This window comes from Paraburkholderia haematera (assembly GCF_905220975.1).
Lineage (GTDB): Bacteria > Pseudomonadota > Gammaproteobacteria > Burkholderiales > Burkholderiaceae > Paraburkholderia > Paraburkholderia haematera.
Genome location: NZ_CAJNBK010000022.1, coordinates 69,925 through 88,691, shown reverse-complemented (window position 1 = coordinate 88,691; position 18,767 = coordinate 69,925). Strand labels below are relative to the sequence as shown.

Here is an 18,767-nt window from a genome sequence, read left to right as displayed (position 1 = left end):
AGCGCACCACGCGCATGCCGATCGCGTGTTCACATGCGCAGCTTCGCTTCCACGTAGAACGTGCGGCCCGGATACGGGTGATAGACGAAATAGCGCGCGTCGAAGAGGTTGTCGACGCCGATGCTGACTTCACTCAGTTTTGTCGGCTTGAACGTGAACTTCGCGTCTGCCACCGTGTACGAACTGGTGCCGCCAAAAACATTGGGATTCGTGTCGGTGTTGGTGAGCGTGTTGTATTCGCGGCCGGAGTAACGCGCGGCGAGCGTGAGCGCCGCACGTTCGTCGATGTGATACGTCGCGGCGAGATTGGCGCGCCACAGCGGAATCCGATAGAAGTATTTGCCGACGGTCGCCGGGTTCTGCGCATTCGCGATGATCTTCGACTGCGTGTACGCCACGCTCGCCAGCAGATCGAGGCCGCGCACGAATACGTCCTGCCCGGCGTAACTCGTTTCGACGCCTCGCGAACGCACCTTGCCGATGTTCTGGAAGTTCGTCACGTTAGGAATCACGGTCGTATCGGTCTGGCTGAAGATTGTGTTCTTCACGTCGTCCTGAAACAGCGAGAAGCGGAACACGCCATTCCAATGTGCCCATTCGGCGGTCAGCTCTTTCGAGAGATCGTCTTCAGGCTTCAGGTTCGGATTGTTGTTGACGATCGACGAACCGTTGATTTGCCCCTGGAACATCTCGCCCACCGTCGGGAACCGATAGGCGCGGCCGATAGAAGCGCGCAAGATCAGATCGTCGGTGACATCGAATGACAACGAGGCTTTCGGCGAGAAATGATGCTGGTTCGCGTCGCTGTACGGAAAGGCCCTGCCGGGCAGCGTCTGTGAACCGCCATAGGCTTGCCAGTCTTCGTACCGTACGCCGTAGACCAGTTTCCAGCGTGGCAGAAAGTGCCACGCATCCTGCGCGTACAGCGCCTGAGTCTGCGTCTTGCCGGCGAACGCATTGGCGAATGACGTGGCCGCGCCGTCGCGCCAGTTCAGCGTGTTGTAACTCTCGTTGTCGAGGTAGTAGTTGTCGTAGTGATAGCCGAAGCTCAGCGCGTGGTTCGTCAACCCCGCTTGTGGGTTGACGGGCGTGTAAGTGCTGCGCAGATCGAGCGTCTTCCAGCCTGTGCCGTCGCCGAAGATCACCGTGCCGGGGCCGTTGCCCGGCACACCCGAACTCGCGGTGCGCGCCACGCTATTGCTGACGTCGTAGTACGAAGCGATCGCTTCGCCGTTCCAACCGGTGGCGTTGCGGGTTTTCAGCGTGAGGCCGTACAGCCAGTTCTCGCTGTGGCCGAGACTCGGGGCGAGGGCGGCCGCCGGAATCGTGTATTCGTAGCCGCCGATCGCGACCTTGCCGCTGTATACGGGGTTGCCGTTCGCGTCGCGCAGGAAACTCGACGTCGTGCTGTTATAGGTCTGGTGCCAGTAGCCGAGCGTGAAGGCGGCCTGCAGGGTCGACGTGAAGTCGTACTGCATCTTCAGCTTGAACTGGTCCTGCACCGTGTGTTCGATCCCTTCGCCGTTCACGCCGAGCACCGCGGTCGGCGTATTGGTCTGGTTGTTGTAGAAGTACGCGCCGGTAACCGGCGTATCGCCGGCTTTCGCGGGCGTGCTGGACTTGGCGAGCGTGGCGAATTGCAACGGCTGGCTCGTGTTCTCGAGGTGATTCACACCCAGCAAAAACGAGAACTTCCCGATCCGGTTGCCGAGCGAAGCGCTCGCCTCGCTGCCATTGAAATTCTGATTCACGCCGAACAGGCTGAAATGCTGCGTGAAGGCTTTGACATCCGCATTGGCTTCGAATTTCTTCGGCATGCGAGTGCTGATGAGCACCGTGGCGCCCAGCGAATTGCCCGGGTAGAGCGCGGAAAACGGCCCGTAGATCACGTCCACCTGCTGGATATCGTCCGGAGACACCATCGACCAGCGTGGCGGAAACGAATAACTGTTGCCAAGCAGATTGCTGAGCAGCAGGCCGTCCGCGTAGACGAGGCCACGCGCGCTCTGTGTGTTGCTGGTGCCGCGCACGGCGATAATCGAATTCAGATCGCCGATAAAGCGCTTGCGCACGGCGAGGTTCGGCATGTACTTCAACACGTCTTCGGTGTTGACGACATTCCAGTTGTCGAACTGTGCGCGCGTCACGGTCTCGACCGAGGCCGGCAGGTTAGGGTCGACGGTGCGCGGGGTAGCGACTGCATTGGCGTTGGCGGTGACGCTGACAGCAGGCAGCGTGGCGTCGGCGGGCGCGCTTTGCGCATGAGCCGGTGAGGCGATAAATGCCGGCACGAATGCCGGAACTAGCACTGGCCAATACGCCGGAAAATACGGCAGCGGCAGCCGCGACAGCGGTCGTCGACCGGATGGAATGCGCCGGGCGCCGCGGCGGGCGCAAAAGGGCAGCCTTCGCAGAGCGAAGTTGAGCATGAACGTTTCCTTGATGCATTGAACAGGCGATCGCGCGCCCCCTCAGCGGGTGCGGCAAGATGCGCGATCAGGAACAACAGCGATCAGGAAACGGCGGGCGGGTCTCGCGGGCGTCCGGACGGGAACGCGCCGAGCGGCGTGAAGCGGGTGGAGAGGGCGGGCGGCGCGGTGCCGGCAAGCGCGAACGCGGCTGGCGGTTCGGCGGCTGCGACGCCTGGCATGGCGACGTGGTGTTCGAGCAGGTGGCAGTAGCCGCATGCGCCGAAGGCGTCGTCGTGGCTGAGTTGGACCGGCGCGGGGCCGGCTTGCGCGGACTGGCTCGCAAGGTTCGGGTTGCCCGGCGGCAGCGCCGAACAGAGCGCGGCGAAGGGTTCGTGCGCGCGGTTCGAAACCAGCATCTGACTCACGACCGGCGCGAACACGACGAGCCACATGGCGATCAGGCCAAGCCATGCGGTCATGCGGTTGCGGGAGCGTAGAGTCATGTCGATGAATGTAAAGAAGCGGGCGATTCTAGCACTGCCGCGCGTTCTCTTCTCGTGTGATTCCGCCTATAGCGCCGGATTAGAAGCCCGAAACCCGCTCATTTCCGGGCGTTACCGCGTGACCGATTCCCGTAAGCTGCGTGGTACATGTTCCGCCGCCGACCCCAGCTCCCACGACTCATGACATCCACGCAGACGCGCGCATCCTCGATAACCGATATCAATCAGCAGGCGGCGTCGCTTTGCTCGGCCGGACAATTCGCCGATGCCTGGTCGCTGGTGAAGCCGGTCCTCGCGCCGCACGCCGGCGTAACGGAAGACGCACGGGCCGACGCGTTGAATATTGCGGGGGCCTGCTCGTATGCCTTGGGCAATCTGACGGACGCGGAAAACTATTGGCGCCAATGTCTGCGCGCAAAACCAGGTTACGCCGAGGTGTACAGCAGTCTCGGCATGCTGCTCAAATCGTTCGGGCGCCTCTCGGCGGCCAAGGCGGTCTACCGGCAACTGGTCGCGCTGCGGCCCGGCCAGGCCGACGCGCACAACAATCTGGGCACCGTGCTCTACGGAATGGGGTACCGGGACGAGGCGGAGGCGTCGTATCGACAGGCTGTTGCGATCCGCCCCGACTACGCCGAGGCTCACTACAACCGGGCTATCGTGCTGTACGAACTGCGGCGCCTGCACGAAGCCGAAGCGGCCTTCCGCGCGGCGCTGATCGGGCTGCCCGAGCATGCCGAGGCGCACAACAACCTCGGCAATGTGCTCATGGATCTCGGCCGTGTTGACGACGCGGACGCCGCGTACCGGCAGGCGCTGACCATCAAGCCCCAGTATCCCGAGGCGCTCAATAACCTCGGCTGCGTGCTGAAGGCGATGTTCCGTTTGCCGGAGGCTGAACTGGCTTGCCGGCTCGCGCTGGCCATCCGCCCGGATTACGCAGAGGCTCACCTCAACCTCGGCGCGGTGCTGGCCGATCTCAAGCGTTTGCCCGAAGCTGAAGCAGCCTACCGGGAGGCGATCGCACATCGCCCGGATTATGCTGAGGCGCACTACAACCTCGGCCTTGCGTTGTCCAGCCTGGAGCGTCTGCCCGAGGCCGAGGCGGCTTACCGGGAAGCCATTCGCTTTCGGCCTGACATCGTCCACGCGCATAACAACCTTGGTTGCGTGCTTCGTCAGCTCGACCGTTTGCCCGAAGCCGTCGAGGCCTTCGCGCAGGCGCTCGCGCTTTGTCCCGATCTGGCTGAGGCTCACTACAATGTCGGCGCCGCGCTAGCGCAACTCAGGCAGTTGCCCGAAGCCGAAGCCGCTTACCTGCGGGCGCTTGCTTTACGCCCCGATTACGGCGATGCGAGGTTCGGTCTGGCCGTGCTGTTGCTCGGCATGGGCCGGTTCGAGGAGGGCTGGCGCTTGTATGAGTGCCGCTACGACCAGCCGGGTTTCGTGCATCACAAGACGCGCGCCATGCTGAGTTGTCCGCAGTGGCAAGGCGACACGCTTTCCGGCAAGTCCTTGCTGGTCTGGCAGGAAGACGGGCTCGGCGATATGATTCAATTCAGCCGCTATTTCGCCTTGCTCAAGGCGCAAGGGGCCGCGCATATCGCCTTTGCGTGCGCGCCTGCTTTGCACCGGGTGATGGCTTCGGTGGACGGCGTCGATGCCGTGCTCGATCACGATACCGCGCTGGCCCGCGTGGCCGCATCCACCTACGATTGCTGGACGAGCCTGCTTAGCGCGCCGTTGCACTTACGCACGACCGTCGACACGATTCCGCGCGCGGTTCGCCTTGGGGCCGCGCCGTCGCTCGTCGAAAAGTGGCGGCCGATACTCGAGACCCTGCCGCCCGGCCGCAAAATCGGTCTGGTGTGGAAGGGCAATGCGAAACACCATAACGACGCGAACCGGTCGATCCCAACGCTGGCCATGCTCGCGCCGCTCTGGAGCGTGCCGGGCCTGGGCTTCGTGAGTCTGCAAAAAGGCCAGGGCGAGGATGAGGCGCGCAATCCGCCTGACGGTCAGCCGCTGCTCGACCTCGGCTCGGCGGTGAACGATTTCGCGGACAGTGCCGCGATCATCGAGCAACTCGATCTGGTGATTTGCGTGGATACGTCCATGGCGCATCTGGCCGCGTCGTTGGGCAAACCGTGCTGGGTGATGCTGCCGGAGAAAGACGTCGACTGGCGCTGGATGCACGAGCGCAGCGATTCGCCGTGGTATCCGCACACGCTGCGGTTGTTTCGCCGGGCGGCGGGCGAGGGGTGGTCCGTCGCTGTCGAGCGGGTGAGGCAGGCCTGTGTGGAGCGGTTTTTAGCCGAGAATGCCACCGAATTCCGCAGCGCTAAAAAATGATCTTGTAACCTTCGTGGCTCGCAACGAAGCCGAGTTTTTCATAGAACCGGTGCGCGTCCGGGCGACCCTTGTCGGTTGTCAATTGCACGATTGCGCAGCCGCGCGATTTGCACTCGGCGATCGCCCATTCGAACATGTGCTGGCCGATGCCCGTGCTGCGGTACGCCGTAGCGATCCGAACGGCTTCGATCTGCCCGCGCCATGCGCCTCGGCGAGCGATGCCGGGTATGAACGACAGTTGCAGCGTGCCGATTACGGCTTCCCTGTCGACGGCAACGACGAGCCGCTGATTCGAGTCCGCTTCGATCGCCTTGAACGCGGCAACATAGCGTTCATCCATGGGGTTGCTGACTGTCTCGCGCTGGCTGCCGAGCTTGTCGTCCGCCAACAGGCCGATGATGGCAGGCAGATCGGCGAAAACGGCGGTCCTGAAGGTGACGTGTTCCATGGTGGAGTCGTGGGTCGTACCGCTATGAGGGAAGGAAAAGTATACCGCCGTGCCAGAAGGCTAAAGCTGGAATACCTCATTTGACCCGTTGCCCACGCTTGCGCCCCAATCTCCCCGACCCGTGAAACTGACTCTCAGTCACCTCGATCGCCTGACCGAGGAACTGCAGGAACATGCTCATCGCGACGGTCGTGGTCAGGTCCGAGCGTTGATAAAGACAACTGAACGACTTCGCACCGGCATCGGCGAGCGCGGTCCACGCAAGCTTGCGTTGCGTCACGTCTTCCGCCACGTTCTCCGCAATCAGAAAGCCGATACCGACACCGTCGGCAACGAGCCGGCGCACCATTGAAACTGAACTCGTCTCCACCAGCGGACGCGCCTTGCGCTGCTCCCGGTGATCGATCTGGTCCACCATGGCCCGCAACTCGGTATCCGGCGTCATGAGGATGAGCGGATAGTCGAGACAGTCGCGCAGCCGAGGCCGCTTGCCGAGCTTCGTCAGCGGATGCCCGGGCGGCGTAACAAGCCCAAGGTGCTGCGAGAAAGCCCGTACTTCCACAACACCGGGCGGCGGCTTGCGGCGCAGTCCATAGCCAATGTCGGCTTCACCCGTCTCCACCCACTTGAGGATGCTCTCGCCGTTGCCCGAGCGCACGCTGTAAGTCACGCCCGGATAGCTTTTCATGGCCGCCTGAATGGCATCGGGTACCAACTGCTCGGCGGAAGAAGGCGACACCGCCAGGTTGATATGCCCGCGGCGCAGCGAACGCAGGTCCTCCACCTGAGTCATCGCGTTATCGAAATCGCGCTGGCCGCGCCGCACCGCAGCAATAATGATCTCGCCGGCCGTGGTGAGTTGCATGCCGCGCGGCAAACGGTCGAACAGCGGCGAGCCGACCTGCTCCTCCAGATTTAGAATCTGCTGATGCACCGCAGCAGCGGTCAGGTGCAGCGAATCGGCCGCCTTGCGGATCGAACCGCGTCTGACCACCTCGTCGAAACAGCGGAATGTCTGCGATATTGGACGCATAAATTAACCGTATAGTTTTTCCATACGGGCCGTAAAGAATAATCAGATTTTATTGACGGATCGGATAGCCTAGATTTCGCTTCATCATCTTAACGGAGCGAACCGTGACCACGACAGTCGATCAAATTACCCAGCGGCGCCGCGGCGTCGGCCTCATCGCTTGCGACCCCAAAGCTTCGGCCGGCGGGTATACGCTGATTGCACCGCAAACGACAGGCGGCCGTGTGTATCTCATCGATATCGAAGGCACGGTCGTTCACGAGTGGAAGATGCCCGTGCGGGCCGGACGGCATGCCGTGATTCTTCCCAACGGCAATCTAGGCTACAACGGCAACCACGCAAAATCGGAAAACCGCTACGCACCGTGGTCGATGTGGCATGGCGGCGACTTCTCAGAAGTCACGCCTGGGGGCGAGGTGGTCTGGCACTACGAAGATCCGGCGCATCACCATGACGCGCAGTGGCTCGCCAACGGCAATCTGCTTTACGCCGCGTGTGCGCCGGTGCCGCCGGGGTTTGCCGAGCGCGTGCCGGGTGGCACGGCGCACGGTCCTGAGGAAGTCATGTATGGCGACGTGATCCGCGAAGTCAATCGGGCGGGCGAGCTGGTGTGGGAGTGGAAAGCGTGGGAGCACCTCAAGCCCAAGGACTTTCCGATCGCGTCCGGCTTCGGTCGGTATCACTGGCCGCTCGTGAACGGGCTCGGCGTGAATGCGAAAGGCGAGGTGCTGATGAGCCTGCGCACCACGTCGGGCATCATCGCCGTCGAGCGCAAAACTGGCGACGTCACGATGCATATTCCGCCGAGCGTGGTGTCGCACCAGCACGCACCCGTAGCGCTCGCCAACGGCAACATCCTCACGTTCGACAACGGCAATTTCCGCGCCGGCGCGCACGTGGCTTTTTCGCGCGTGCTGGAGATCGATCCGGCGACCCACGAAGTCGTGTGGTCGTACGCGGACGACATGGTGAATGCGTTCTACAGCGCCTTCATGGGTAACGCGCAGCGGCTCGCGAATGGCAACACGCACATCACCGAATCGGCAACCGGCCGCCTCTTCGAAGTGACGCCCGCGGGCGAGGTGGTGTGGGAATACGTGATCCCCTGGTTCGGCGAATACCCGGACGAAGCGGCGCGCAAAACCGGCCCCGGCCAGTTGAACAGTGTCTTCCAGACCTTCCGCTACAGCCGCGAGCAATTGCCGTGGCTGCGCGCCTGAACGCCGTGTTGTGATCCCTTGGGGGTAACGTGAATCCCGATCCAGCCGCCCATAGCGTCGGTGCGCGCTTGCCCGCGTGGCAACTCGTGCTGTTCGGTTTGCAGCATGTCCTGTCGATGGCGGCTTCGCCCGTCACCGCGGTTTTTCTGGTGTCGAGAATGTTGTCGCTCTCATCGGGCATGACCGTGCACCTGATCGGCGCGACCTTCTTTGCGTGCGGTGCAGGCACACTGCTGCAATCGCTCGGGGCGGGGCCGATCGGTTCACGGCTGCCCTTCGTGATGGTGCCGGGCGGCGCGCCCGCCATGCTGTTCGCCGTCATCGCCACGCAGACGGATTTGCGCACCGCGGCGGGCGCGGCGATCCTCACCAGCCTGTTTTACTGGCTCGTGCTGCCGGTATTCGCGCGCTGCCTGCGGTTTTTCCCGCGTGTGGTGGTGGGCACGATGCTGTTGCTCGTCTCGGTGAGTCTCATCAAGATCTATGCCGGCATCGTCGTCGGGCAGCCGGGAACACCTGGCTTCGCGCGGCCGCAGTCGCTTGGCCTCGCGCTGCTCACGATCGTGGCCACGCTGGCCGTGGCGCGTCTGTTCAAGGGCACGGCGGGGCGGCTTGCGGTGCTGATCGGCCTCGCGATCGGCACGTGTGCAGGCTGGGCAATCGGGCTGATGCCTGCAGGCGGCATGTGGGCCGGCCCGCTCTTTACGTTGCCGGCGCTGCTGCCTTTCGGCATGCCTCGTTTCGACGTGCTTGCCGCGCTGCCGATGCTGATTTTCAGTGTCATTTCGATGGCTGAGGCAACGGGTCAGACGGTTGCCGTCGGCGAGATTACCGGCAGGAAGATCGACATGCGCCGCGACGTGCCGCGGACCATTCGCGGCGATGCGGCGGCGTCGCTCCTCGGCTCGCTGCTGGGCACCTCGCTCATCATCACGAGCGCGGAGAATATCGGTGTCGTGCAGACCACCGGTGTACGCTCGCGCTACGTGACCGCGACGGCCGGTGCGATGCTGATGGTCATCGCACTGTTTGCGCCGCTCGGGCGCTTTGCTTACGCGATTCCCGCGCCGGTGGTGGGCGGCACGGCACTGATCGTGTTCGCGATGATCGGTGTGATGGGCGTCAACCTGCTCGGCAAGGTCGACCTGCATGCGCGCGGCAATCAGTACACGCTCGCTGCGGCGCTCGTTGTGGGTTTGCTGCCGATTCTGGTTCCCAACGTGTATGCCGCTTTCCCTGGCTATTTGCAGATCGTATTGGGCAACGGCATGGCGGCGGGGACGCTCACCGCAATCGTCGTCAATCTGGTTTTCGGCGTATGGCGCCTCAGGCCCGTGGAGAAGGTCCAGGCAATTTGATCGCAGGCCTTAACGTTTAACGCACGCCTTCGCAGTTCTCCCTCGAACGCTTCAACTCTTTTCCATGAAAAACAATTTCGCTTTTCGCACGACGGTTATCGCGTGCGTGGCTGCGTTCGTCTGTTCCAGTACGGCCAATGCCCAGAGCAGTGTCACGCTGTACGGCAGTCTCGACGCGGGCCTCGGCTACGTGAGCAACCTGCACGGCGCCCACGCTTATATCGCCGAGCAAGGCACGTTCCAGGCCGACCGCTTCGGCTTCCAGGGCGTCGAAGACATCGGCGCGGGCCGCTCGGTGGTATTCAGGCTCGAAAGCGGTTTTGTCACGACAACGGGCGCGTCTGCCAGCAGCAGTACCTTCTTCAATCGCCAGGCCTACGTGGGACTGTCCGATCCCATGTTCGGCACCGTGACGCTCGGCCGTCAAACCGACTGGAATTTCGATTGGCTCGGATCGGTGTCGACCGGTCAACTGCTGGGCGACTTTTCCGCGTTTCATCCCGGCAACCTCGATGGTCTTGGAAGCACCTTGCCGGTGCAACTGTCGAGCACGGTGAAATGGAAAAGCGCCAACTACAGCGGACTGAGTTTCGGCGCGCTCTACGGATTTCCCGGCGCGTCGGCCAGCAACACCAACGGGCGGACCCTCAGTTTCGGCGCCAACTATACGAATGGGCCGCTCAAGCTGGTGGCGGTGTATTCCGAATACCGCGATCGTTTGCTGCCGCTTTCCAACGGACTCGGCCTGACCTCGTTCGAAGGACAGGCACTCGCGCCTGGTGCAACCTTCAACGCGAAACAGGTGCGCGACATGGGAATCGGTGGATCGTACCGCTTTGAACGCGTGACACTGCATGCGCTCGCCACGGATGTGCGGATCCAGTCGGACGGCGGCAGCGAGCACTTTCGCACGATCGACGGCGGCTTCAACGTGCGCTTGACGCCTGCGGAGGAAATCGCGGCGGGGATGTGGACCGCGACACTCGCCGGGCGCCGCTGGACCCAGTTCACCGTGGCGAACGTGTATTCGCTGTCAAAAACGACTCAACTCTACGCGGACCTGATGTTCGAGACCGCAGGTGGCGGGGCAGTCGCGAATACGCTTGGGATTGGGGCGGCGTCAGGCGGAAAGCAGACGGTGTTCCTGAGCGGGATCCATCATCTGTTCTGAGGCGGGCGTGGAGCGGCGCAGGTGCCGTCGTGTCGTGCCATGCACGCGCAGCCGTCGTGCCACGCACGCGCAGCCATTACGCCTCGGTCACCTGCATCTGGTAGAAGCCCCACGGCGACAACACGAAGCGATCCTTTAGCGGTTTGCCCGCGAGTTCGGGGATAGAGTCAGGGTCGTAGACCACCCATAGCGGTCCCAGGCCGCCGAGAGGCAGCGGCTTGCCGTCCATATGCGTCGCCACGATCATGCGGTAGTCATGCACTTTGTCGAGCGTCGTCATGACGGCATAGCCGTCGACCGCGCGCATGACGATTTGCGTGCTTCCCGCGCCCGGCGCGCCGACATGTGCGAGCACATCGCTGAGCAACGGGCCGCTCAAGGTGTGCGGCCGGGCATCGTATTCGATGGTGGGCTTGATCGTCACCACCGGCATGCTCGCGATCAACGGAAGATCGACCCCATACGCCTGCGAAAATTTCACCTGATGCTTGGCCAGCAACTGATCGAACGCCGGGTCGAGTGCGCCGCGATTGCTGCGCTTGATCGCGCCCGCAATGGTCAGAACCACGGGAGATGCCGCGCACGCTCCCTGGCCCACGCGCTTGCTGGCAAATGCAGGCGCGGCGGTGGCGCCCAGCACGGCTGCGCTGGCTAGAAATTGACGCTTATCCATTTACGTTTGCTCCCGGATTCGTAAGACGCGTGGATGTGGGCAACGAAATCTTCGCGCGCTCCATTCTGGCAGAAAAATCGCCGGCCCCAGCGCTGAGCCGGCACCTCGCGATAAAAATATTAGATGGTATTACACGCTCCTTTAGGTGCTTCCAGACCCCCTTCGAATCCTACAATGGTGCCCATCACATAGTGAAGACGGGTAGCTTGGAAATGGCAGACAAGGCGATGTTGGTGGTGAGCGCGCATAGCGCCGATTTTGTGTGGCGGGCCGGTGGCGCAATCGCTCTGCACAAGAAGAACGGATACCGCGCGAAGGTCGTGTGCCTTTCGTTCGGCGAGCGTGGCGAGTCGGCCAGGCTCTGGCGCAAGGGCGAAATGACGATCGAGAAGGTCAAGGGGGCGCGCAGGGAGGAGGCCGAGCGGGCCGCGGACGTCCTGGGTGCGGAAGTCGAATTTTTCGACCTCGGTGACTACCCGTTGCGAGTATCGGACGAGGCCCTGATGCGCCTCGTCGACGTATACCGTGAATTGCAACCGGCGTTCGTATTGAGCCACTCGCAGAAAGACCCGTACAACTTCGACCATCCGCTCGCCATGCACGTGGCGCAGGAGGCGCGAATCATCGCCCAGGCCGAAGGTCACCATCCCGGTCAGAAAGTGGCCGGTGCGCCGCCTGTCTATGCGTTCGAGCCGCATCAAACCGAACAATGCGAATGGACGCCCAATACGTTCCTCGATATCACCGAGGTCTGGGAAACCAAGCGCCGCGCGATCGAGTGCATGGCGGGCCAGGAGCACCTGTGGGAGTACTACACGCGCGTCGCCCTGCAACGCGGCGTGCAGGCCAAACGCAATATCGGCATCACAGCCACGCGCGATATCCGGTACGCGGAAGGCTATCAGCGCATCACACCGGCCGTGACGGGAGATCTGGCATGAAGCGAGGCATTGTGGTGACGACAGTCCGCCGCGCCGATCCGCGCGACGTCGCCGTGCTGCAGCATGCGGGCGCTGCTACCGTTCACGAGGCACAGAGCCGTCTCGGCCTGCTTGCTTCGTACCTGCGGCCGATCTACTCGGGGCCGGCTATCGCGGGTTCTGCGATAACGGTGCTGGTGCCGCCGTCGGACAACTGGATGCTGCATGTCGCCGTCGAGCAATGCCGCGAGGGTGACATTCTCGTCGTGGCGCCGACTTCGCCTTGCGAGGACGGCTATTTCGGCGACCTGCTCGCTACCTCGCTGGCCGCTCGCGGCGTGCGCGGGCTGATCATCGACGCGGGTTGCCGTGACGTCGCCTCGCTCAGGGAAATGAGATTCCCGGTCTGGTCGAAGGCCGTGTCCGCGCAAGGCACGGTCAAGGAAACGCTTGGCTCGGTGAATATTCCAGTGGTATGCGCGCAGCAGATCGTGAATCCCGGCGACGTTATCGTCGCGGATGACGACGGCGTGGTCGTCGTTCCGTTCGATACCGTGGCGAGCGTTGCTGAGGCCTCGCGAGCACGCATGGCGAAGGAAGAAAAGACGCGTTCGGTGCTGGCCGGCGGCACGCTGGGTCTCGACTACTACGCGATGCGCGAGAAGCTCACGCAAAAGGGCCTGCGCTACGTCACCTCGGCCGAGGATCTTTGACAGAGAGGCGAGGCCATGTCGAGCCGCGCACAAACGTGTATTCCGTGCATGATGATGTGCGGCGGCACGTCGAAAGGCGCCTATTTTATGGCGTAGGATTTGCCGGCCGATCCCCTGGAACGAGACCGTGTTCTGCTTGCCGTGATGGGCTCGCTCGATCCGCGTCAGATCGATGGTATCGGCGGCGCGGATCCGATAACGAGTGCTGGGCGCCGCGCTTTTACGCTCGGCAAGGTGGCTCCTGGATGGGGCAGTGGCCATTCCTTCTACTGTGTGGCCGCAGTGGGCATAGGCGACCTGATGCGAATCGCCTGCAGGGCTGACGCGGGCGACGCCCGTATTGGCGATTCCAAATAGAACAACGCTGCTTTGCGCGTGAACGCGCCGACACTATTTTACTGAGCATCCCGAATAAAAATAACACACCCATCTTGGGGACGGGACCAGCTCCGCGCGGACATTGGGCACCTGGAAATGCGTGAAAGAAGAGGTCACGCGGGGCTCGCTCCGATAAATGCGCGCAGGTCTTTGCGTAGATTGAAATTCCGGTAATTTCAAAAATTCGTGTGCGCTGTAATAAATCTTTCGCAATCTCAGCGTAGGGATGATCGCGGCATTAAAGTGCCAGCCTGTAAATATAATCTTCAGGTATAAATCAACCCAATGAAATCAGAATGAATGGATATTGTTAAGTAAGTCGTCTGTTCAAACCTTGTGGCGCCGGCCTGATCACCTCGAAAGCCATGTCAGTCGGGCATTTTCTGGAATGAACGATGCCGCTGCGGATGCCGGCGCGGGCGCCTTTCGAGGCCGGGTATTCGACAGACGAAATGGGTGATTCAATAAAAAGCATCCCGCATATTGCAATCGAAAATTGAGCGGTTATCATCATGTCTCCCGATGCGATTTCTCGAATGATCGCTTTGTGGAGACGGCAGAACTATTTGCCGGGCATTCGCGTTAGAGGGGGTAATTAATACTTCCCGTGCAGTCACATTAATCGAGGAGACGATATGCTGAGTCCCCATGAATTCGCTACCCTAATGCTCATCAAAGACGCGCCGGATCAGATTGAGCTGGGCCGCGCCGAACTCGACGCCCTGCTCGAGCGACAACTCATATCATTGGAAGACCTCGCGTCAGGACGCTCACGTCCTCAGATCACAAGCGACGGGGATTCCGTTCTCAAGGCGGTTGGCCGAATGCGCTAGGCATCCGCGCCGTTCGTCTCACAGCCCTGAATGAAAATGCGGCGTTTGCCGCCAGCAGTTTTCCCACGAGTACCGCCGCACCCCACGGCAAGCGTCGTTGCACTTCGATCTATTCACCATCGCGATCCGTCGCAACACACCCGTCCAATCGGGCTTTGCGCGCCGGACCGAATTTTGAGGAATTCAATAATGACTCTACTGAGTCCCGAGCATGTTGCTGCCGCAAAGTCGAACCTCGACGCATTCTTCGGGGTGGCCGGAAAGGTCTTTGAAGGCGCCGAAAAACTGGTCGCTCTGAACTTGCAGGTCGTCAGGGCCACGCTGGCCGAGGCGCAGGAGAACATCTCGAAGGTGTCAGACACAACGGAGCCGCAGCAATGGTTTGTGTTGCAAGCAGGTTTCACCGGACCCCTCGCGGAAAAATCGCTGTCATACAGCCGGCAAGTGTTCGATATCGCAACGACCACACAGGCTGAAGTCGCGCAACTCGCGCAGGCGAACTACGCGCGGTATAACGATCGCGTGCAGGCGTTTGTAGAAGATGCGGCGAAGCGCGCTCCCGCAGGTTCGGAAGCCGCAATCGTTGCGTGGAAATCCGCGATTGCCGCCACCACGACCCTGTACGAAACGCTGCAGAAAACCGGGCAACAGGCCGTGCAGGTTGCCGAGAGTAATTTCGATGCGCTCACAGCCTCAGCGGCCAAGGCCGCGCGAAGCAACTCCGCGCAGGCTCCCGTCACCACGGGTGCCAAGGGCTAGAACTCACGCGGGCAGCAATGCCCGCGGAGAAGTTATTTGTAATATATGAAGGATTCCTGATGGATTGGTGATCCATCTTTCAGTCTCCAGTTCATGGGCTGAAAGTAGTGTTGCTCCAGATGAGCATGACGCCGGCTTTTACGAGGAGGATTCGATGGCAAAGCAGATCGCGGTGGTGACGGGTGGGACGGGTGGACTTGGCGAAGCGATCAGCATCAAGCTGCATGACGCCGGGTACGCGGTCGTGGTGACCTGTTCGCCGGGCAATACCGGTGCGAACGAGTGGCTCTCGCGGATGGAAAAGCAGGGACGGCAATTCCTCGCCTACACGGTCGACGTCGCCGATTACGACTTGTGCGAAAAATGCATGGCGCAAATCAGAACGGAAGTCGGACCGGTCGACATTCTGATCAACAACGCCGGCATCACGCGTGACGCCAGCTTCAAGAAACTCGACAAGGTCAATTGGGACGCCGTCATCCGGACCAATCTCGACTCGGTGTTCAACATGACGAAGCCGGTGTGCGACAGCATGGTCGAGCGTGGCTGGGGGCGCATTATCAACGTGTCGTCGATCATCGGCTCCAAAGGCGGGTTCGGCCAGACCAACTATGCGGCGGCGAAGGCCGGCATGCATGGCTTCACGAAATCGCTGGCGCTTGAGGTGGCGAAGAAGGGCGTCACCGTCAACACGATCTCGCCCGGTTATATCGCGACGAAGATGGTGATGGCAGTGCCCGAGGATATCCGCGAGACGAAGATCATCCCGCAGATTCCGGTCGGCCGGCTCGGGCAGCCTGACGAAGTCGCCGCACTCGTGCTGTATCTGTGCTCGCGCGACGCCGGCTTCGTAACCGGAGCCAACATTGCAATCAACGGGGGGCAACACTTGCAGTGAAGCCGTCAGTTCTGCAATGGAGGTTGTGATGAGTGAAGCAGTCGGGATCGTGGTGGGTTCGTTCGTGCTGGCGATGGCACCCGTGTGCGTCGCCGCTCATTATTACCAGGAGCAGGTGCGTCGAAGGCGGCTCAGGCAGCTGGACCATCGTCATTATTGGCCGCATTGGCGCAACGCCCGCCATTGAGCGGTAGATATCGATTCGGGTGACGCCGAAACCGCGACACCTTGTGGCGAGCTGCTGCGTTCTCAGGCGCAGTAGCCGCCTTCGGATTCCGCCGGATCTCTCAACCGGCCGAATCCTCCAGGCCAAGGCTTCACCGCCTTGGCTTTTTTTGCGCGCCCGGCATGGGTCCCCACTTTACCTAGTCGTTCAGTAAGTTCTTACCGTCCAGCCGCACAGCCCAAAAAACAGGGCGTGAATACGTTATTCAAACGTAAGCAGAGCCTGGGCATCCCTGGGCAGGTCATGCACGGCGGCGTGGCCGCCTCTCATGGAAATCCCGTATGGAACCTGAGTCTCCGTGAAAGCCGAGGGAAGGATTCGGTCCCCTAGAATCGCCCCATCGATGCAGACGGGCGGCATTCCGCCGTGCCGGACAATAACGGAGACTATCGATGACCCCTAGCTATCGCACGCTGCGCCATATCGCCGTTGCTTCCAGCCTGCTGTTCAGCCTTGCGTCGCAACACGCGACAGCCGCCGAAGGCGAGAAGATCACGATCATGGTGGGCGGTATCACGAAGCTGATCTATTTGCCGGCGCGCCTGACCGAACAGCTCGGCTATTTCAAGGACGAAGGGCTCGATGTCGAACTTTTGTCGCAGCCGGCAGGCGTTGACGCTGAAAATGAACTGCTGGCCGGCGCCGTTCAGGCCGTCGTCGGTTTCTACGACCATACGATAGATCTGCAAACCAAAGGCAAGGACGTCAAGGCGATCGTCGTGTTCGGGCAAGTGCCGGGCGAGGTCGAAATGGTGTCGACCAAGGCAGCCGATACGGTCAAGTCGATGGCGGATGTGAAGGGCAAGACGCTTGGCGTGACCGGCCTCGGCTCGTCGACAAGCTTCCTGACGCAATACCTTGCCGGACAACACGGCATCCAGTCCACGGAATATACGATGCTGCCGGTGGGCGCTGACGCCAGCTTCATCGCGGCGATCAAGCAAGGCCGCATCGACGCCGGCATGACGACCGAGCCGACGGTCTCGGCATTGCAGAAGTCGGGCGACGCGAAGGTGCTCGTGGACATGCGCTCGGTTGAAGGCACGAAGGCGGCGTTGGGCGGTACCTACCCGGCGTCGAGCCTCTACGTCCAGGCGGCATGGGCCGATTCCCACAAGGCTGAAGCAGCAAAGCTCGCGCACGCGTTCGTTCGCACGATGCAATTCATCCACACGCATAGCGCGGAAGAAATTGCCGCCAAGATGCCCGACGACTATCAGAAAGACAAACCGCTTTACGTGAGCGCGTTGAAAGCGTCGCTGCCGATGTTTACGAAGGACGGCAAGATGCCTGCGGACGGTCCGGAGACCGTGCTGAAGGTGCTGTCGGCGTTCAATCCGTCGGTTAAAGGCAAGCATATCGAGCTCGCAAAGACCTACACCAACGAGTTCACCGGTTCGAAGTAAGCCGACGCTCGCCGGTTGCTGCAGCTTGTCTGTTGCTGCGTGATTCCTAGCTCCGCCGGTGCCGCGTTCGCAGCACCGGTCACTTCGTGCAGAGCGCACGGCAGTGAACGCCGATTTTGTGATGTACATCAGTAAATGCACTTAGTTGTACAAATAACACGGGAAAGGTGCGTGAAGGATTGAGATAACTAGGATTGCGCTTATCGGCTGCTCGGGGCCGATGTCCGGATCTCTGGACAGCAATCACCGTAGCCGGCGAGAAAGAAAATTTCAACGTAGTAATTTGAGGAGACGATCTTGAAGAAAAAGTATCTGGCTTTGGCCGCTACGGCAAGCGCTTTCGCGGCAACCGGCGCGTACGCCCAATCGAGTGTTCAGCTCTACGGCCTGATGGATTTGAGCGTACCGACCTATCGGACGCATGCGGATGCCAACGGCAATCACGTTATCGGCATGGGCAACGACGGTGAACCGTGGTTCAGCGGCAGCCGCTGGGGCCTGAAGGGCGCGGAAGACATCGGTGGCGGATCGAAGATCATTTTCCGGCTTGAAAGCGAATACGTTGTCGCCAACGGCCAGATGGAAGATCCGGGCCAGATTTTCGACCGTGACGCATGGGTCGGCATCGAGAACGACACGTTCGGCAAGATCACGGCAGGTTTCCAGAACACGATCGCGCGTGACGCATCGACGATCTACGGCGACCCGTACGGCTCCGCGCGCCTGACGACGGAAGAGGGCGGCTGGACCAATTCGAATAACTTCAAGCAGATGATTTTCTACGCTGCCAGCGCGACCGGCACACGTTATAACAATGGCGTGGCGTGGAAGAAGCTGTTCAGCAACGGCATTTTCGCGAGCGCAGGCTACGCGTTCGGCAACTCGACGAGTTTCGGCTCCAATTCCAACTACCAGGCAGCACTCGGGTACAACGGCGGCCCGTTCAATCTGTCGGGCTTCTATAGCCACGTGAATCGCGTCGGCTTTACCAACCAGTCGTTCTCGGTGGGCGGCAACTACACGTTCGGCATTCTGCGTGCCAATGCGGGTTACTTCCGTTACCTGGGTAATCAGGGTGCGCTCGGTCAGCGTCAGGACAACGCGTGGACGGCGTCGCTCAAGCTGTCGCCGAAGGGTCCGTTCGACTACGAACTCGGTTATCAGCAGATGCGCGTGCACAACGCCGCTTATAACGTCGACGGCGATATCCCGAACGCGAACATCGGCGCTTTCGACCCGACGTCAGGTCTTCACAACGGCTACAAGGAAACGCTGTACTGGTCGGCGTTCTATCACCTGTCCAAGCGCACTGAAGTGTATCTGGCCGGCGACTACATGAAGCTGCATGGCGGCTACACCGTCGGCACCACGTTCGGTTCGAACAACCAGCTCGAACTGACCACGGGCGTGCGTACCCGCTTCTGATGCGGGAATCAGATTCACGCTGATTGGTTCATCGATTTGC

At 61.3% G+C, this 18,767-nt stretch carries 17 protein-coding genes and 1 pseudogene; 13 read left to right on the top strand and 5 right to left on the bottom strand.

The features are described from left to right. Positions 1-29 precede the first annotated feature (29 nt). Entirely contained in the window at positions 30-2,429 is a 2,400-nt protein-coding gene (locus tag KHO23_RS27610) for a TonB-dependent receptor (protein ID WP_211615051.1), read from the bottom strand. Positions 2,430-2,512: 83 nt separating this feature from the next. Continuing rightward, entirely contained in the window at positions 2,513-2,914 is a 402-nt protein-coding gene (locus KHO23_RS27605; RefSeq protein WP_211615049.1) for a DUF2946 domain-containing protein, read from the bottom strand. A 180-nt stretch (positions 2,915-3,094) separates the two neighbouring features. Here KHO23_RS27605 and KHO23_RS27600 point away from each other — a divergent pair, with 180 nt between their 5' ends. Further along, positions 3,095-5,266 carry a tetratricopeptide repeat protein gene (locus tag KHO23_RS27600; protein ID WP_211615048.1) on the top strand — a complete coding sequence of 724 codons (2,172 nt, stop codon included), beginning with the start codon at positions 3,095-3,097 and terminating at the stop codon, positions 5,264-5,266. On the opposite strand, the gene KHO23_RS27595 is transcribed toward KHO23_RS27600, so the two are convergent. Then, positions 5,256-5,714 (bottom strand): GNAT family N-acetyltransferase, encoded by a 459-nt coding sequence (locus KHO23_RS27595; protein WP_211615046.1) that lies wholly within the window; start codon positions 5,712-5,714, stop codon positions 5,256-5,258. The two genes, KHO23_RS27600 and KHO23_RS27595, sit on opposite strands and share 11 nt — an antisense overlap. 76 nt (positions 5,715-5,790) lie before the next feature. Next, positions 5,791-6,747 carry a LysR family transcriptional regulator gene (locus KHO23_RS27590; RefSeq protein WP_211615044.1) on the bottom strand — a complete coding sequence of 319 codons (957 nt, stop codon included), beginning with the start codon at positions 6,745-6,747 and terminating at the stop codon, positions 5,791-5,793. A 104-nt stretch (positions 6,748-6,851) separates the two neighbouring features. On the opposite strand from KHO23_RS27590, the gene KHO23_RS27585 reads away from it, so the two are divergent. The 3 genes from KHO23_RS27585 to KHO23_RS27575 all read left to right on the top strand — a co-directional run bounded on the left by KHO23_RS27585 (position 6,852) and on the right by KHO23_RS27575 (position 10,496). Further along, a complete protein-coding gene (locus tag KHO23_RS27585) occupies positions 6,852-7,967 on the top strand; it encodes an aryl-sulfate sulfotransferase (protein WP_211615042.1) in 1,116 nt (371 codons plus the stop codon). 29 nt (positions 7,968-7,996) lie between these two features. Beyond that, entirely contained in the window at positions 7,997-9,325 is a 1,329-nt protein-coding gene (locus KHO23_RS27580) for a uracil-xanthine permease family protein (RefSeq protein WP_211615041.1), read from the top strand. A gap of 64 nt (positions 9,326-9,389) precedes the next feature. Then, positions 9,390-10,496: a porin gene (locus KHO23_RS27575; protein ID WP_211615039.1), complete on the top strand. Its 1,107-nt coding sequence runs from the start codon at positions 9,390-9,392 to the stop codon at positions 10,494-10,496. A gap of 76 nt (positions 10,497-10,572) precedes the next feature. Here the strand turns inward: KHO23_RS27575 and KHO23_RS27570 are convergent, their stop codons facing one another. Beyond that, on the bottom strand, positions 10,573-11,169 hold the full coding sequence (locus KHO23_RS27570) for a molybdopterin-dependent oxidoreductase (protein WP_211615036.1): 597 nt from the start codon (positions 11,167-11,169) through the stop codon (positions 10,573-10,575). A gap of 212 nt (positions 11,170-11,381) precedes the next feature. Here KHO23_RS27570 and KHO23_RS27565 point away from each other — a divergent pair, with 212 nt between their 5' ends. The 9 genes and pseudogenes from KHO23_RS27565 to KHO23_RS27530 all read left to right on the top strand — a co-directional run bounded on the left by KHO23_RS27565 (position 11,382) and on the right by KHO23_RS27530 (position 18,727). Next, complete coding sequence (locus tag KHO23_RS27565) at positions 11,382-12,110, top strand: PIG-L deacetylase family protein (RefSeq protein WP_211615126.1); 729 nt, start codon at positions 11,382-11,384, stop codon at positions 12,108-12,110. Then, the gene (locus KHO23_RS27560) at positions 12,107-12,802 is read left to right on the top strand and encodes a 4-carboxy-4-hydroxy-2-oxoadipate aldolase/oxaloacetate decarboxylase (protein ID WP_211615033.1); all 696 of its coding nucleotides are present in this window, start codon (positions 12,107-12,109) and stop codon (positions 12,800-12,802) included. Before KHO23_RS27565 ends, KHO23_RS27560 begins: the two co-directional genes overlap by 4 nt. A gap of 15 nt (positions 12,803-12,817) precedes the next feature. Continuing rightward, positions 12,818-13,006, top strand: a pseudogene (locus tag KHO23_RS35490) (PrpF domain-containing protein); the annotation flags it as partial. Positions 13,007-13,815: 809 nt separating this feature from the next. Further along, positions 13,816-14,013 carry a hypothetical protein gene (locus KHO23_RS35190; protein ID WP_236067013.1) on the top strand — a complete coding sequence of 66 codons (198 nt, stop codon included), beginning with the start codon at positions 13,816-13,818 and terminating at the stop codon, positions 14,011-14,013. Positions 14,014-14,202: 189 nt separating this feature from the next. Next, on the top strand, positions 14,203-14,772 hold the full coding sequence (locus tag KHO23_RS27550; protein ID WP_211615030.1) for a phasin family protein: 570 nt from the start codon (positions 14,203-14,205) through the stop codon (positions 14,770-14,772). Positions 14,773-14,926: 154 nt separating this feature from the next. Beyond that, positions 14,927-15,670, top strand: coding sequence for an acetoacetyl-CoA reductase (phbB, locus tag KHO23_RS27545; RefSeq protein WP_211615028.1), 744 nt, complete (start codon positions 14,927-14,929; stop codon positions 15,668-15,670). 28 nt (positions 15,671-15,698) lie between these two features. Beyond that, positions 15,699-15,857, top strand: a complete 159-nt coding sequence (locus tag KHO23_RS27540; RefSeq protein WP_211615026.1) for a hypothetical protein — start codon at positions 15,699-15,701, stop codon at positions 15,855-15,857. A 431-nt stretch (positions 15,858-16,288) separates the two neighbouring features. Next, entirely contained in the window at positions 16,289-17,302 is a 1,014-nt protein-coding gene (locus tag KHO23_RS27535; RefSeq protein ID WP_211615024.1) for an ABC transporter substrate-binding protein, read from the top strand. A gap of 297 nt (positions 17,303-17,599) precedes the next feature. Continuing rightward, positions 17,600-18,727 carry a porin gene (locus tag KHO23_RS27530; protein WP_211615022.1) on the top strand — a complete coding sequence of 376 codons (1,128 nt, stop codon included), beginning with the start codon at positions 17,600-17,602 and terminating at the stop codon, positions 18,725-18,727. Positions 18,728-18,767: the final 40 nt, after the last annotated feature.